Consider the following 15,624-nt stretch of genomic DNA (forward strand, 5'->3'; position numbering starts at 1 on the left):
GGCTCCCGGGGGCCACCCGGGCGGGCCGCCGGGGACGGTCGGGGGTCAGCCGGCGGCGCCGTGCTCCCGGGCGTGCCTGGCGGCGTGCATGCGGGAGGTGACCAGGGCGGCGATCGCGAGGGAGGCCGCGAGGACCACCGCGTCGACGGCGCCCGAGGTCAGCAGCGGGTCGATGGCCGTGTACGCGGAGTCGACGGGCATGCGGAGGTCGACCTCCACCCACAGCATCATGCCCGCGAAGGACAGGACCAGGAGCGGGGGCACGGAGATCAGCGCGGTGAGCCCCGGGTACGGCAGCCGGACGAGGCGCAGGAGTGGCCAGGCCAGGAGGGGGGCGAGCACGACGGGCAGGGCCGTCAGGAGCATGCCCGCGCCGATGTTGGCGTCGGGGGTGGGGTGGTAGGCCGCGATGTAGGCCCGCAGGCCCCAGGCGGCCAGGAGCAGCAGCACGGACGCGATCAGGGCGGCCACCGCGGCGAGGAGGATCGCGCGGGGCGCGGAGACGGGGGTGAGGGGGCGGTAGGTCATGCCCCCAGCCTGCCCCGGTTCCGCCTCTCCCGCATGAGTAGGGCTACTCATACCGGCCCCGGCGCGGGTGTCCCGCCCCGCACGCCCTCGCCCGGCGGGGCGGCGCTCCCGGGTGCGTTCCCGTCCCGGGTCGAGCCGGATCCGGCCGGTCAGGACGGGAGCTCTCCGCCCGCCGTCCGCGCCGGATCGACGCCGAGTTCCTCCATCGCCAGGGCGACCCCGGCGCGGGCGTTCCCGAAGAACGACCACGGCTGGTCGCAGTAGACGTTGCCGACGGCGGAGAGGTGCCAGTGGGCCGCCTCGGCCATGCCCGCCCGGTGGAACGCCCACCCGAACAGGTGGTGCGCCTGGACGTCGCGGGGGTGCGGCACGGACGCCGTCGCCCACCCCTGCGCGAGGTCGAACAGCTCCCGCGCCGACTCGCCGTGCAGGCGGCCCAGGGCGTTGTGCACGACCAGGGGGGTGTTGCCCTCGGCGCCGAGCCTCTTCTGCTCGGCGCGCACGTGCTCGGCGTGGGCGAGCGCCAGCACGGACGGGAGCGGGTTCCCCTCGGGCGCGGTGTCGGCGGTGGCCCCGGCGAAGGCGAACATCTCCTCGGTGGAACCTCCCCTGGTCGCGGACAGGGAGCGCGTCCGGATCATGTGCGCGGGGAACAGGTGCGGCGCCCGTTCGGTGAGCTCCCGCCAGAGCCGGTCCTTCTCCTCGCGGTCCGCGCCCAGCCCCATCGCGATGGTCTGGAGGCCCGCCCAGGGGGCGGCGTCGTCGGTACGCAGTCGCGCGGCGGCCTCCAGGGGGATGCGGGCCTCGTCCAGGGCGGCGGCGAAGGCCTTGCGGTCGGCCTGGCGGGTGGCGGCGCCCCCGGCGGGCCGGCGCAGGGCGCGGGCCAGGAGGGTGTGCCCCAGCCAGAGCATGACGTCGGCCCGGTCCGCGCCGTTCCCGACGAGTTCGACGACGGTCTCGGGCCGTTCGGCGGCGGCCCTGCCGAGTGCCTCCGCCTGGACCACGCGGGTCTCGGGGTCCTCCCGGGACTCGGCGAGCAACGGCAGTCCGGCCTCGGCCTCGCCCTCGCGCACGGCCTCGCACCCGGCCCGGAGCAGGGGGTCGGCTCCCAGGGACGCGGACACCAGGCGCGCCTCGATGTCGGTGCCGCGAGGCACCCTTGCCGGGTTCCGTGCAAATCGCCACATGTGTGCGAGCGTAGCGGGCCCGTCGTCCCGGGGACGACGGGCCCGCGAGGGATCCGGCGAGGTCAGGCTACGGCTGCCTGGAGGCGTGCACCCCGTCCCGCTCCGCCGGGTCGGCGCCGGCGGCCGTCCCGGCCTCCGGGGCCGCGGTCCCGCCGGGTGCCTCCGCCACCGGGCCGGGGGCCGCGCCGCGGGCCTTGTCCCTGCGGTGGTTGACGACCTGGAGGACGATGAGCACGACGCCGAGGACGGAACCCGCGAACACGAACCAGTTCGGGTCGACGGACATCGACAGGGCGGCGCGGAAGAGGGCGCTCCACTCGGGGGCGATCATGACGAGCGCGGCCGCCAGGATGAGGGCGAGGCGCTCGACCAGCATGGTGGGCCGCAGGAAGTGGCCCTCCAGGGCCATCGCGGCGACCGCCAGGGCGATGCAGCCGCTGATCACGGCGACGGCCAGGTTCGACACCGGGCCCTCGACGGCCATCAGGGCCGAGTAGGCCATGAGGACGGGGATCAGGTACAGGCCCTTGGCGAACTTCCACGCGGACAGGCCCGAGCGCATCGGGCTGGCGTTGGCGATGCCCGCGGCCGCGAACGCCGCGAACGCCACGGGGGGCGTCACGTTGGAGTCCTGGCTGTACCAGTACACGATCATGTGGGCGACGATCACGGCCAGCCCCAGCTCCTCCAGCGCCGGGACAGCCAGTACCGCCAGCACCACGTAGGAAGCGGTGACCGGCAGGCCGATGCCCATGACCAGGGACGCCAGCGCCACCATCAGCAGGGTGAGGAGCAGGCTGCCCGCGAAGGCCGTCACCAGGACGTCGGAGAAGACGAGCCCGAGTCCGGTCAGGCCGACCATGCCGACGATGATGCCCGCCACCGCGCAGGCGACGGAGACGGACAGGGTGCTGTTCGCGGCGAGGACGAACACCTCCAGGAAGTCCTTGACCGACAGGCGGCTCCCGGCCCGGAGCATCGCCACCACCAGGAGCGCCCCGCAGGCGTACAGGCCCGCCTGGGTCGGCGGCACGTACTGGAGCAGCAGGACGACGAGCAGGATCAGCGGGGCGAGGAAGTGCCAGCCCGCCTTCATCACCGCGCCCAGGGTGGGCAGGTCCGAGTCCTTCGCGAGACCGATGCCGTACTTGCGCGCCAGGATGTCCACGAACAGGAACATGACGCCGAAGTACATCAGCGCCGGGATGATCGCGACCTTGACGATGTCCGCGTAGGGGATTCCGGTGCGTTCGGCCATGATGAACGCGCCCGCGCCCATGATGGGAGGCAGGATCTGCCCGCCCGTGGACGCCGCGGCCTCGACGCCCGCCGCGTCGTGCTTCCTGTAGCCGACCTTCTTCATCAGCGGGATCGTGAACGGGCCGGTGCTGACGACGTTGGCGATGGCGCTGCCGGAGACGGAGCCCATGAGGGCGCTGCCCAGGACCGCCCCCTTGGCGGGGCCGCCGACCATGCGGCCGGTGAGCACGTAGGCCAGTCCGACGAAGAAGCTGCCGCCGCCGGTCTTGGACAGGAGGGCGCCGAACAGGATGAACACGAAGACGAAGGTGACGACCACGCCGAGGGTCATGCCGTAGATGCCGTCGCCGAGGTAGCTGTGGGTGGCGATGCGCTGGATGGTCGCCCCGGAGTGCCCGAACTGGCCGGGGATGAGCGGGCCGATCCAGGCGTAGAACACGAAGACCGCGACCATCACGACCATGATCATGCCGACCGTCCGCCGGGTGGCCTCCAGCAGGAGGAGCATCGCGACCAGTCCCATGATCCAGTCGGTCTCGGTGTAGGCGCCGGCGCGGGACGCCAGTTCCGCCTGGAGGACCATGGGGTAGAAGCTGACCGCCACGGTGCCCGCGATCAGTGCGAGGTCGAGCACCAGGGCCGGGACGGAGCGCCCGGCCTTCCCCTTGAGGGGCGGTTTGACCAGGAACACCAGCACCATGACGAACATCAGGTGGATGAGTCGCTGCTGGCGCGCGTCGAAGCCGGCGCGCAGGGCGATGTAGAGCTGGAAGAGGGTCAGTGCGGCGGCCAGGGCCAGGACCGTGACGCCGACGGCGGTGGCGAGGGGGCCCTCTCCCCAGCGGGCCGAGGCGACACGGCGCCAGGCGGGTTCGGTGTGCCCGTCCTCGCCGTCCACGTCGGGCAGGGCGTCGGCGGACGTGCCGGTCCTCCGCTTCCCCCTGCCGGTCGCGGGCCCGGGGTCCTCCCCGCGACCGGCCGGACCGGGGGCCGCGGGGCCCTCGGGCCGGGGCCTGGTGGACGGTCCGGTGTGCCCGACGGCGGTGCCCGCGGGGGCGGGGTCGGCGGGCGGGGTGTCGTCCCGTTCCGGTGGGGGTGTCTCGGCCATGGTTCTTCCTCGGTGTTCTCTGGGCTGGGGCGTGGTGCGGCCGGTCGCGGGTGCCGGCGCGGCGGTGGGCGGGGTCAGCACTCCGGTGCGGGGACGCCGGAGAAGGGCAGCAGCAGGGTGGGCAGCCGGACCGGTCGGACGTGCACCCGGTGGGCGGCGAGGCACGGGGACAGCCGCACCTCGGCTCCCGGGGTGCGGATCCGGTGGTCGACGGCGGGGGCGCCGACCCTGATGGTCAGCTCCGTGCCGATGTCGCGCCCCATGTTCTCGACGACCCACCACTCGCCGTCGGCGCGGCCGGTCCCCTCACCGGGGATCTGTCCCATGCCCGCGCCGAACTGGCGGAGGCGGGTGGAGTCCACGACCAGGCGGCCGTCCCGGACGACGAGGTTCTCCTCGATCGGCAGGTGGTCGATGGAGTGGACGTAGGAGATCGTGAGGGGCTCGCCCTCGGCCAGGTCCAGGTAGCCCATGGTGTCGCCGCCGTCGCTGATCCTGAGCGCGGGCCAGACGGGAAGCAGCAGGGCGGCTGTGAGTGCGGCGCCCGCCCACGCGAGCGCGGCGGTCCGCGGGCGCCGGGCGGCCCCGGCGCCCGCGGACCGCCTCACGTTCGGCGCGGACGTGGTCCCCATCGCGGTGCGCCCCCTACGGGAGCAGGTCCTCGGGGATCTCGACGCCCTGCTCCTCGTAGAAGCGCACGGCCCCGGGGTGCACCGGCACCGGGCTGTTGACGATGGTCTCGGGGACCAGGTACTCCTCGCCGGGGGCGTACACGTTGAGGACCTGGTGGATGTTCTCGAACATGGCCGAGGTGATGTCGTAGGCCTGCTGCTCGTTGAACTCGCCGGACACGACGAGGGCGTTCCAGACCGCGATGGTCTCGACGTCCTCGTCCACACCCGGGTAGGTGCCGCCCTCGATGACGTGCTCGGTGTAGCCGCCGTACCCGTTGACGACGGCGGAGCGCTCGTCGTCGCACAGCGGGATGATGGAGATGTCGTCGGTGGTGCCGAGCTCGGTGATCCCGGCGTGGCCCTCGCCGACCACCCAGGAGCCCGCGTCGAGCTGGTTGTTCTGGAGCGCGCTGGCTGTCTCGGCGTAGCCGAGCTGGTCGATCTCGATCTCGGTGAGGGCGATCTCCAGCGACTCGAAAACCTGGTTGGTGGTGGCCTCGTTGCCGCTGCCGACGTCGCCGACGGAGTAGCGGTTGCCGATCACATCGCCGAAGCACTCGAAGCCCTTGGCCTGCGCGATGGACGCCAGGGTCACCGCGTGGAAGACGTTGGGGTAGAGCACGGCCAGCGAGTAGGTCTGGACGGGGTCGCCCTCGAAGTCGGCGCTGCCCTGGGCTGCCTGGTCGGCCGCGTCGCCCTGGACGATGCCGAGGTGGCCCTCACCGGAGCCGAGCAGGCGGATGTTCTCCACGGACGCGCCCGTGGCCTCGACCGAGCCGGTCTGACCGTCGACGTTGTCGCCGATGATGGTGCTCAGGGCGCCGCCGATCGGGTAGTAGACGCCCGCGGTGCCGCCGGTGACGATACTGAGGCGCTCGTGGACGGGGCCGGCTCCGAGCGCGACCGCCTCGTCCCCGGACTCGGCGGGCTGGGCGCAGCCGGCCAGCAGCAGTGCGCCGGCGGGGAGCGCGGCCAGTGACAGCATCGAGCGTCGCATGGTCGGGGGTGTCCTCTCGGGGGAAGGCGGGGGCTGTCGTGGAGCGGCCCCGACCGGGGCCGCGAAACGCACCCCGAACAGGAAGAATGTGGCACACGCCACTCCACGGACCTGAAACGTAGCCGTCACGCGCGCGCAACCTGTAGCCGGCGGAACGGGATTTGAGCCTCTCCTGAGGTTTCACGGGCCTTGCTAGTGTTTGGCCCATGGCGCGATCCCCCGCCCAGTGGCTTTCCACGGCCGCCGGGCTCCTCCTCGCGGTCGCGGTCACCGCTCCGCTCCTCACCTGGTCGCAGACATGGGTGTCCGATCCGCTCCGCCTGTCCATCGGCACGGGCGGCGAGGGGGGCGTCTACCACGTCTACGGCTCGGGGCTCGCCCAGATCGCGACCGCCCGCCCGGACACCGAGATCACGGCGCTCACCACCGCCGCGAGCGTGGAGAACAACCTGCTGGTCGCCTCCGGCTCCCTCGACGCCGCCTTCACGCTGGCCGACGTCGCGGCGCTCGCGGTCGCGGGCGACCCTCCCTTCGAGGAGCCCCTGCCCATCACGGCGATCGCCCGCCTCTACGACAACCACACGCACCTGGTGGTGCGGGCGGACTCCCCCTACGAGAAGGTGGCCGACCTGGCCGGCGCCACCGTGTCCGTGGGGGCCAGGGGCTCCGGCACGGAGATGATGGCCGACCGGCTCCTGGACCTGGCCGGTCTCCGTGCGGCGCCCGCCGGGACCGGCGCCTCCCCTCCGGAGGACGGGGCCGTCCGGCTCCAGCTGAGCATCGGGGCGTCGGCGCACGCCCTGGAGAACGGGGACGTCGACGCGTTCTTCTGGTCCGGCGGCCTGCCCACCCAGGCGGTCACCGACCTGTCGGAGCGCACGCCGATCCGGCTCGTCGACCTCGCGGACCACGTTCCCGCCCTGGTGGGCGCGTACGGGGAGTACTTCTCGGAGCTGCCCGTGCCCGCGGGCACCTACCCGGGTGTGCCCTCGGTGCGCACCATCGGGGTGCCGAGCCTCCTGGTCGCCGGCGCCGCCATGCCGGACGACTCCGCGGAGGACCTGACCCGGCTGCTGTTCGAGTGGCGGGAACAGCTGGTCCGGATCCACCCGGTCGCGCTGCACCTGCACACCCGGTCGGCGATCGCGACCCTGCCGATCCCCCTGCACCCCGGCGCCGCCGAGTACTACCGCGAGGTCAAGTACGCCTACGACGGGCCCGAGCGCGGCGGGACGGGGGACGCGCTCAGACCGGCAGCCGGATCCGCGCGTCGATCCCGTGCGGGGAGGCCGGCCGCAGCGACAGGTGCGCCCCCTGGAGTTCCAGCAGGGTGACGACGATGGACAGCCCCAGCCCGGAGCCGCCCACACCGTCGTGCCCGTCCCGCCAGAACGGCCGGGCCGCCTGCTCCAACCGGGGCTGGGGGAGGCCCGGGCCGTCGTCCACCACGTGCACGTCCACGTGGCCGGGCCCGTCGGGGCCCGCCTCCGTACGGCCCACCCGCACCGTGATCCGCACTCCGGCCCCGCCGAACTTCAGGGCGTTGTCGATGAGTGCGTCCAGCGCCTGGTCCAGGGTGCCCTCCACGCAGCGGACGCGCACTCCCGCGTCCCCCTCGCACACGAGCACCGCGCCCGCCCGCTCGGCGATCGGCGCCCAGGACGACAGCCGGTCCTCGACGACCTCCACGACGTCCTCCCACACCAGGGAGTGTTCGGTGTCCTCGGTCCGGGCGAGGGTGAGCAGGCTGTCGCAGATCCGGGCGAGCCGGTCCACCTCGTCCAGTGCCATCCTGTGGTCGCGCACGCCCTCCGGGGTGAGGTGCCTGGACAGGGAGTCCACCCTCAGCCTCAGGGCCGCCAGGGGGTTGCGGACCTGGTGGCCCGCGTAGGAGACGAAGGTGCGCTGGCTCTCCAGCATGGAGGTGATGGTGTCCGCCATCTGGTTGAACGACTCCCCCAGGCGGCGCAGCTCCACGGGTCCGGCCTCCGCGCGCACCCTGGTGTCCAGGCTGCCCCCGCTGACGGCCCGGGTCGCCTCGTCGAGGTCGTCGATGGGCCGCAGCACCCAGCGCGTGAGGGGGCCCGCGGCGGCGAACCCGGCCCCCATGAGGACCGCGACCGCCGCCCAGGCCACGCACCACTGCACGAGGGTGGAGCGGCGCAGGGAGCCGGTGGGAGAGGCCGTGACTGCCGCGCCGACGACCTCGCCCGAGCGGCCGATGGGTTCGGCGACGACGAGCGGCCCCCGCTGCCAGGGGTAGACGACCCGGTCGGCGCCCATGCGGTTGCCCGCGAGCGCGGTCCGGACCGCCTCGGGCAGTTCGCCGTCGTGGTCCCACCCGTGTGCGGGCCCCAGGTCCGCCAGCTCGGAGCCCTCGCGGGAGGAGGCGACGACGACGCCGTCCCGGTCGACGATGACGGCGGTGATGCCGTACAGCTGGTCGTAGGCGGTCAGCTCACCGGTCAGGCTCGTCGCCGACCCGGTGAGCACGCTGGGCTCGGCGAGCCCCGCGAACCGGGCCGTGTCGTTGATGCGGTCCAGGAGCATGTCGGAGGTGCCCCGGGCGGCGATGCTCCCGCACAGGGGCAGGGCCAGTCCGAGGCAGGCCGCGACCAGGAGGGTCGCGTACACGGTCAGCACACGTCGGCGCATGGAGGCGCTCCGGGTGGGGGCGGGCCCCGGTCAGGGCCGCCGGGCCGGGGCGGCGGCCGCGGCCGGGGCTCGGTCGGGGGACGGTGCGCGACGGGACGCGGCGGAGCCGTGTCCGTCCTCCACCAGCCGGTAGCCGACACCGCGCACGGTCTCGATCAGCCCGGGCAGGCCGAGTTTGGAGCGCAGGGTGCCGATGTGCACCTCCAGTGTGCGCAGCGTCCCCGGCCAGGTCGTCTGCCACACGCGCAGCAGCAGGTGTTCACGGGGCACGACCGCGCCCGCCTCCCGCACCAGGGCGAGGAGGAGGTCGAACTCCTTGCGGGTGAGGTCGACGGGTTCGCCGTCGCAGGTGACGGCGCGCGTCGCCCGGTCGACCCGCAGGGGGCCGACGGCCAGGGGCCCCTCCACCCGCGTGCGCGTGCGGCGCAGGACCGCCTCCATCCGCGCGCAGAGCTCGTCGACGGCGAGGGGTTTGACGACGTAGTCGTCGGCCCCCGCGCGCAGGCCGCGGACGCGTTCGCGCTGCCGGCCGCGGGCGGTGACCATGATGACGCCCGTGTCGCCGGCGTCGTGGCGTTCGCGCAGGCGGCCGCACAGCTCGATGCCGTCCATGTCGGGCAGCCCGAGGTCGAGGAGGACGAGGTCGGCGGGCGCCGCCGCCAGCGCGCCCTCCGCGGTGCGGACCTGGTCGACCGAGTAGCCGTTGGCCTCCAGTGCGCCGGCGAGGGCGTCGGCGAGCCGGACGTCGTCCTCGACGAGGAGCACCTTGATCATGGGGTTCGCGTCCTTCAGGGGGGAGACGGCGGGGGGTCGCTACCGCACCCTAGCCGGAGAGTGTGCTCCGGACCACACCCGAGGGCCCGCCGTCCGTGGACGGCGGGCCCTCGTGGCCTCGTGCGACGGGGCCGGCGCGGGCGCCCCCCGCCGCGCTCCGAACGTGCTCAGCGCCGGGTGATGCGCGCCTCCGGGACGATCTCGGGGGCTCCGTGCTGGATGGCGTCGGCCTCCTGGTCGGTGTCCTGCTCCTGCGCGGCGCGCTCCGCCTCGATCCCCTTGCGGTAGTACTCCACCTCGCGTTGGACCTGCTCCCCGCTCCAGCCCAGCGGACCGGAGAGGAGTTCGGCGGCTTCCTCGGCCGCGGCGATCCCGCGGTCCCAGGTCTCGAAGGAGATCCGGGTCCGCCTGGACAGGACGTCCTCCAGGTGGCGCGCGCCCTCGGCCTCGGCCGCGTACACGATCTCGGCGCGCAGGTAGTCGTCGGCCGCCGCGAGCGGGCGCCCCAGGTCGGACCGCTCCTTGACCAGGTCGAGCAGGTCGTACACGGAGGAACCGTAGCGGCGCAGCAGGTGGGTGACACGCGAGACGTGAAGGCCCGAGTCGCGGGCGAGCCGGTGGCGCTGGTTGTAGAGCGCCGCGTAGCCGTCCGCGCCCACCAGGGGCAGGCGGTCGGTGACCGAGGGCGGAACGCTGCTGCCCAGGCCGTGCGCGACCGCGTCCACCGCGTCCTTGGCCATCACTCGGTAGGTCGTGTACTTGCCTCCCGCGATGAGGACCAGGCCGGGCACGGGGTGGGCGACCGTGTGCTCGCGGGAGAGCTTGGACGTCTCCTCCGACTCACCCGAGAGCAGGGGCCTCAGCCCCGCGTACACGCCCTCGACGTCGTCCCTGCCCAGGGGCGTGCGCAGGACCTGGTTGACGTGGTCCAGGACGTAGTCGATGTCGGCGCGGCTCGCCGCCGGGTTCTCCTTGTCAAGGTCCCAGGCGGTGTCGGTGGTGCCGATGATCCAGTGGCGGCCCCACGGGATGACGAACAGGACGCTCTTCTCCGTGCGCAGGATCATGCCGGAGGAGGCCTGGATTCGGTCGCGCGGCACGACCAGGTGGACGCCCTTGGAGGCGCTGACGTGGATCTGCCCGCGGCCTCCGACCATCTCCTGGATGTCGTCGGTCCACACACCGGCGGCGTTGACGACCTGGCGGGCGCGGATGTTCAGCTCCTCGCCGGTCTCCAGGTCGGAGACGTGGGCGCCGACGACGTGCTCGCCCTCGCGCAGGAACCCGACCGCCTGGACCCGGGACGCGATCCTGGCGCCCAGACCGGCGGCCGTGCGCAGCACGCTGGTGACGAACCGGGCGTCGTCCACCTGGCAGTCCCAGTACTGGATGGCCCCGGCCAGGGCGCTGCGCTTGAGCGCCGGGAAGACCCTCAGCGCGCCGGACCGGGTCAGGTGCCGGTGCGAGGGCAGTCCCCGGTTGTTGCGCGAGGTCATGGCCAGGGCGTCGTACAGGGTGACGCCCGCGCCGATGTAGGCGCGCTCCCACTGGCGGGCGAACGGGAAGAGGAACGGCACCGGTCGGACCAGGTGCGGCGCGATGGTGGTGAGGAGCAGTCCGCGTTCGTGCAGTGCCTCGCGGACGAGCTCGAAGTCGAACTGCTCCAGGTAGCGCAGCCCGCCGTGGATGAGTTTGCTGGATCTGCTCGATGTGCCCGAGGCGAAGTCGCGTGCCTCGACGAGGCCCGTGGACAACCCGCGCGAGACCGCGTCCAGGGCGATACCCGCCCCGACGATGCCTCCCCCGACCACGAGGACGTCGAGTTCCTCGTCCTTCATCGATGCGAGCGCCTCGGTGCGCCCCTTCGGTCCCAGCCAGGTCGTAGCCATCCGTCGTCCTCCGTCTCGATGGTGTTACTCCCAGGCGCATACCCACCAGGGGCCCGTGTCCATCGGGGCGATCAGAGGGAACCAGGCTAGCCGTCCGACCGGGGGCGCGCCGTGCGCCCGCAGTCGGACCGGCGTGTCTCGCGTTTCCGGGCGGCTCCGGGGGCGGGCGCCGCCCCGCTCACGGCGCCGGGGGCTTGCGCAGCGCCAGGGCGAGGAAGGCCGCGGCGACGGTGACCGCCCCTCCGGTGAGGGAGACCGCGCCGAGCCCGGAGGAGGCGGGGCCCGCGGCGGCGTCGGCGACGGCGACGGCGACCAGAGACGCCAGACCCACGGCCGCGCCGATCTGCTGCGTGGTGGAGACCATCGCCGACCCGACCCCCTGCTCGTCGTCGGCGACGCCCGACGCCGCCGCGGCGAACACCACCGGGTAGGTGGTGCCGGCGGTCACTCCGAGCAGGACGACCGCCGGGAGCATCGCCCAGTAGGAGTCGGCTGCGACGGCCAGGGCGAAGAGCGCGGCGGTGAGGCCCGACGCGGCCATGCCGGCGAAGAGCGAGCGGCGCACGCCCCACCGGTCCAGCAGAGGGGGCAGGAGCAGGGCCGAGCCGAGCATGGCGGCCAGCCCCTGCGGCAGGAAGCCGAGCCCGGCCGCGAGCGGGCCGAGGCCGAGGGTGCCCTGGACGTGCGTGGTGTACACGTAGTGCAGCGTGTTCACCGATCCCATGAGCACGAAGACCAGCACCATCGTGACCAGCAGGGGCCGGTTGGTGAGCAGGCGGGCCGGCAGCAGGGGGTCGGCGGCCCGGCGCTCGACCAGGAGCAGGGCGCCCAGGGTCAGCAGGCCGAGGAGGATCGCCCCGGTGCTCTGCCAGGAGGCCCATCCGACGCTCTGGCCCAGGGAGATCCCGAGCACCACCAGGAGGGACCCGGCGGTGACCGTCGCCGCCCCGGGAAGGTCGAACCCGGCCGGGCCGGTCCGCCGCCCGTCGGGGGGCAGGACGCCGGGGGCCGCGAGCACGACGGCGAGGGTGGCCGGGACGAGCGCCCAGAACACCGAGGTCCAGCCGAACGCGCTGGTGAGGATACCTCCGACGGCTCCTCCCGCCAGCGCGCCGAAGGCTCCCGCGGTACCCCACACCGCCATGGCGCGGGTGCGCTCGGGCCCCGCCAGGAAGGCCGTGTTGAGCAGGGAGAGGGTCGCGGGGAAGAGCGCGGCCGCCCCGAGCCCCTGGAGGAAGCGGGCGCCGACCAGGACACCGGGGTTCCCGGCGAGCGCTCCGACGACGGAGGCCGCTCCCATGAGGACGGCGCCGGACACGAGCATGCGGCGGGCGCCGAGCCGGTCGGCGGCCCGGCCGCCGAGGAGCAGGAAGCCGCCGTAGCCGAGCGAGAAGGCGATCACCACCCACTGGAGCGAGGCCTGGCCGAAGCCGAGGGCGGTGCCGATCTGCGGCAGCGCGATGTAGACGATGTTGAAGTCGACCGAGATCGTGAAGTGGGCCAGGGCCAGGACCGCGAGTGCGGGGAGGGCGCGGCGGGGGCGCTCGGGGACTCCCGTCCCGCCCCGGGGTGCGGGGCGGGCGGTGGAGGAACCGGCGGAGGCCGGGGGCTCGGTTCCGGTGGTTCCGGGTTCTGCGGGCGCGGTGCCCGCGGGTCCTGTGGGCTGTGCGGGTTGGGTGGGGTTCATGGTCGGGCTCTCCGAGGGGCTGCGCTTTTTATCCAGCACTGAACTATTCGGCACGAGAGTAAATCAGAATGCTTCAGTGCGCAACATTCCAGAGTGATAGCATCTGCCCATGAGTGAGCACTGCGGGATCAGCACGGCCGAGGAGCGGACCTGGGACGCCGCCACACTGGCCTTCCGCCTGTTGGACCAGCGTGTGGAGCGCGACGTCCAGCAGGAGGTGGACCTGCCCCTGACCTACTACGAACTGCTCGTCCTGCTCTCGAAGGACGAACACGGGTCACTGCGGATGAGCGACCTCGCCGAGCTGACCCACACCAGGGCCAGCCGGATCTCGCACGCGGTGAAGAAGCTGGCCGAGGCGGGCCTCGTCGACCGCGTGCACTGCGAGGAGGACCGCCGCAGCTGGTTCGCCGTCCTCACCGACAAGGCCCGCGGGGTCCTGCGGGAGGCGGGGGCCCGGCACGTGGTCAGCATGAGGGAGAACCTGCTCGACGTGCTGAGCGCCGAGCAGCGCGACCAGCTGCTCGACATCAGCCGCACGCTGCTCGCCCGGCTCGCGCCCGAGAGCGCCCTCGCCCGGGAGGGGATCCCCACCCGCGAGGAGAGCAACGCCCTCGCGCGGTCCGGCGGGACGGCGGAGGCCGGAGGAACGGCGGCAGTCGGCGGGACGGCGGAGGCCGGAGGAACGGCGGCAGTCGGCGGGACGGCGGAGGCCGGAGGAACGGCGGCAGTCGGCAGGACGGCGGAGGCCGGAGGAACGGCGGAGACAGGCGGGACCGCGGGGACCGGCACGCCGAAGGAGTCCGGGGTCCTCGGCTGAGGGCGGGCACGGCGGCGCGGAGCGGCCCCGGGGACCCCCCGATTCCAGACAACCACGAGGAACCGCGCCGCGGGAGACCCCGTCCACCTCCTGTGGACGGGGCAGTCCCTCAGGAGGCGGTTCCCTCGCTCCCGGCCCCCGCAGCCTCGGCCGGCCGGGTCACCTCCGGCCGGGTCCCCTCCGCGCCCAGCGCCTCCAGGCGGCGGATCATCCGGTGGACGATGTACAGCGGGATCACGCCGAACACGCCGAACGAGATGTCGACGAGCTGCCACGGGAACGGGATGCCCCGGATCGGGCCGCAGATCAGGGCCAGCGGCACGATCATGGCGCAGGCGATCATCCCGAACTGGATGACCCACACGTTGCGCACGGGATCGCGGTACGGCCCCACGAAGGCGACCGCGATGACCAGGTGGGCGAAGGCCAGCCAGTCGGTCCCGTACAGGACGAAGGGGTAGGCGGCCTCGGTCGCGTCCAGACCCTCCCGCACGCGGGTGATCCACTCGGCCAGGCCCGGCAGCGCCTCGGCCACCGGTGCCAGGGGGCCGGACAGCAGCGTGTCCAGCAGTCGCAACTCGGCGGGCAGGGGGAACGCGGTGACCCCGCTGATCACGAGGCCGACGACGAACAGGGCGATCCAGATACGGATTCGGCGCAGCAGCACCTGGGAGATGTCCACGACACAGACACTAGGGCGCCCTCGACGGAACCCCGGATCGCCCTACCCGTAAGGGATTTCGCCCAGTTCGAGGCCGGTGCGCCCGTGCGGCCGGGGCGGACAGGTGAGCCCTCTGCGCCCGTGCGGCCGGGGCGCCGGTCGGGCAGGTGGGCCCGGTCGGCCCGGTGGGCTGCGGGCGGCACACGGCGGGCCCCCGACCGGGGTCGGGCACGGCTGCGCGGAGCGGCCCTGGGGACCCCCCGATTCCAGACAACCACGAGGAACCGCGCCGCGGGAGACCCCGTCTCCCCCTGTGGACGGACGGGTCAGCCCGGCGAGTCAGCCCGACGGGTCAGGCGAACACGTCAAGCCGACGGATCAAGCCGACGCGTCGGCGTAGGCGTGCGCGTAGGCGAGGACGTCGTTGACGTACTCCCTGGACCGGTTGTACTCGAGGATCGCGGACTCCCAGTCGGCCGCGTCCGTCAGGTCGCGCCCCTCCGCGCACAGGTACCGGGCGGCGGACAGGGCCGCGTCGTCGATGTTGTGCGGGTCGGAGTCGCCGCCCTCCAGCGAGACGCCCCAGCGCGCCCACGTTCCCGGGATGAACTGCATCGGGCCGATCGCCCGGTCCCACTGGGTGTCGCCGTCGTACTCGCCGCCGTCGGTGTCCGGGATGGCCTGGGTGTTGTTGGTGCCGTCCAGGGGGATGCCGATGACGTCCACGGTCGTGGTGCCGTCCGGTCCCAGCTCGCCTCCGGCGTAGGTGCCGTGGCGCGACTCCACCATGCCGATCCCGGCCAGGGTCGGCCAGGACAGCTGGCAGGAGGGCTGCTGCTCGGCCATCACCAGCTGCGCGCTGGCGTACCCCTCCATGGCGCGGCTCGGGATGGTCGTCGCCTCGGCCACCTGCTCCACCCAGTCACCGTCGGCGCGCAGGGCCGACGGCTGCGGCGTGTGCTGCTCGTCGGCGCCCGGGTCCTCGGACGCCTCGGGGTCGGTCTCGGCGGCCGTCACCTCGGACCGGTCCGGCGGGCCGGTGAGCTGGTCGTGCGGTGGCGTCTCGATGGTTCCGGCCTGCGGCTCGGTGGTCGGCCCGCTGGGCGGGGACCAGTCGTTGAGGGCGTCGGACACCCTGCCGACCAGGAAGAACACGCCCCCTGTCACCAGCAGGCACAGTGAGAGCGCCAAGCACACGGCGATCACAGGACCCCGACTTCGACGCCTCCCGGTACCGGTGGCCCGTCGCCTGCCCATCTGGCACCCCGATCGTCAAGAAAAGGTCAAGTTCACATCATGCGACACCAAAGTACGCGACAGGGGGCAGCGCGTGCTCACCACGTACGGGTCCGGTCCTCTTCTGCGAGGTCACAGGCTTCGTGAC

13 protein-coding genes are annotated in these 15,624 nt (G+C 73.5%); 2 read left to right on the plus strand and 11 right to left on the minus strand.

Annotation, left to right across the window (positions count from 1 at the left end):
- Window positions 1–45: 45 nt before the first annotated feature.
- From Q8791_RS04280 to Q8791_RS04300, 5 genes are all read right to left on the minus strand, one after another.
- Entirely contained in the window at window positions 46–528 is a 483-nt protein-coding gene (locus Q8791_RS04280; protein WP_330090244.1) for a transporter, read from the minus strand.
- A 149-nt stretch (window positions 529–677) separates the two neighbouring features.
- Window positions 678–1,715 (minus strand): hypothetical protein, encoded by a 1,038-nt coding sequence (locus tag Q8791_RS04285; protein ID WP_407941953.1) that lies wholly within the window; start codon window positions 1,713–1,715, stop codon window positions 678–680.
- Between the two features lie 67 nt (window positions 1,716–1,782).
- Window positions 1,783–4,083, minus strand: coding sequence for a TRAP transporter permease (locus tag Q8791_RS04290; RefSeq protein ID WP_330090246.1), 2,301 nt, complete (start codon window positions 4,081–4,083; stop codon window positions 1,783–1,785).
- 74 nt (window positions 4,084–4,157) lie between these two features.
- Complete coding sequence (locus Q8791_RS04295; RefSeq protein WP_330090247.1) at window positions 4,158–4,715, minus strand: DUF1850 domain-containing protein; 558 nt, start codon at window positions 4,713–4,715, stop codon at window positions 4,158–4,160.
- Between the two features lie 13 nt (window positions 4,716–4,728).
- Complete coding sequence (locus tag Q8791_RS04300) at window positions 4,729–5,754, minus strand: TAXI family TRAP transporter solute-binding subunit (protein ID WP_330090248.1); 1,026 nt, start codon at window positions 5,752–5,754, stop codon at window positions 4,729–4,731.
- A gap of 206 nt (window positions 5,755–5,960) precedes the next feature.
- On the opposite strand from Q8791_RS04300, the gene Q8791_RS04305 reads away from it, so the two are divergent.
- Window positions 5,961–7,088 (plus strand): TAXI family TRAP transporter solute-binding subunit, encoded by a 1,128-nt coding sequence (locus Q8791_RS04305; protein ID WP_330090249.1) that lies wholly within the window; start codon window positions 5,961–5,963, stop codon window positions 7,086–7,088.
- On the opposite strand, the gene Q8791_RS04310 is transcribed toward Q8791_RS04305, so the two are convergent.
- The 4 genes from Q8791_RS04310 to Q8791_RS04325 all read right to left on the minus strand — a co-directional run bounded on the left by Q8791_RS04310 (window position 7,000) and on the right by Q8791_RS04325 (window position 12,759).
- Window positions 7,000–8,409, minus strand: a complete 1,410-nt coding sequence (locus Q8791_RS04310) for a sensor histidine kinase (RefSeq protein WP_330090250.1) — start codon at window positions 8,407–8,409, stop codon at window positions 7,000–7,002. The genes Q8791_RS04305 and Q8791_RS04310 overlap by 89 nt on opposite strands.
- Window positions 8,410–8,439: 30 nt before the next feature.
- Entirely contained in the window at window positions 8,440–9,183 is a 744-nt protein-coding gene (locus Q8791_RS04315; protein ID WP_330090251.1) for a response regulator transcription factor, read from the minus strand.
- A 167-nt stretch (window positions 9,184–9,350) separates the two neighbouring features.
- Window positions 9,351–11,072: a glycerol-3-phosphate dehydrogenase gene (gene glpD / locus Q8791_RS04320; protein ID WP_330090252.1), complete on the minus strand. Its 1,722-nt coding sequence runs from the start codon at window positions 11,070–11,072 to the stop codon at window positions 9,351–9,353.
- A 178-nt stretch (window positions 11,073–11,250) separates the two neighbouring features.
- The gene (locus tag Q8791_RS04325; protein WP_330090253.1) at window positions 11,251–12,759 is read right to left on the minus strand and encodes an MFS transporter; all 1,509 of its coding nucleotides are present in this window, start codon (window positions 12,757–12,759) and stop codon (window positions 11,251–11,253) included.
- A 109-nt stretch (window positions 12,760–12,868) separates the two neighbouring features.
- Here Q8791_RS04325 and Q8791_RS04330 point away from each other — a divergent pair, with 109 nt between their 5' ends.
- Entirely contained in the window at window positions 12,869–13,579 is a 711-nt protein-coding gene (locus Q8791_RS04330) for a MarR family winged helix-turn-helix transcriptional regulator (RefSeq protein ID WP_330090254.1), read from the plus strand.
- Window positions 13,580–13,688: 109 nt separating this feature from the next.
- On the opposite strand, the gene Q8791_RS04335 is transcribed toward Q8791_RS04330, so the two are convergent.
- Both Q8791_RS04335 and Q8791_RS04340 read right to left on the minus strand, forming a co-directional pair.
- Window positions 13,689–14,261, minus strand: coding sequence for a hypothetical protein (locus Q8791_RS04335; protein ID WP_330090255.1), 573 nt, complete (start codon window positions 14,259–14,261; stop codon window positions 13,689–13,691).
- A gap of 357 nt (window positions 14,262–14,618) precedes the next feature.
- Entirely contained in the window at window positions 14,619–15,497 is an 879-nt protein-coding gene (locus Q8791_RS04340) for a lytic transglycosylase domain-containing protein (protein ID WP_330090256.1), read from the minus strand.
- Between the last annotated feature and the right edge of the window lie 127 nt (window positions 15,498–15,624).

Origin of the sequence: Nocardiopsis codii (assembly GCF_036327455.1) — a bacterium.
GTDB lineage: Bacteria > Actinomycetota > Actinomycetes > Streptosporangiales > Streptosporangiaceae > Nocardiopsis > Nocardiopsis codii.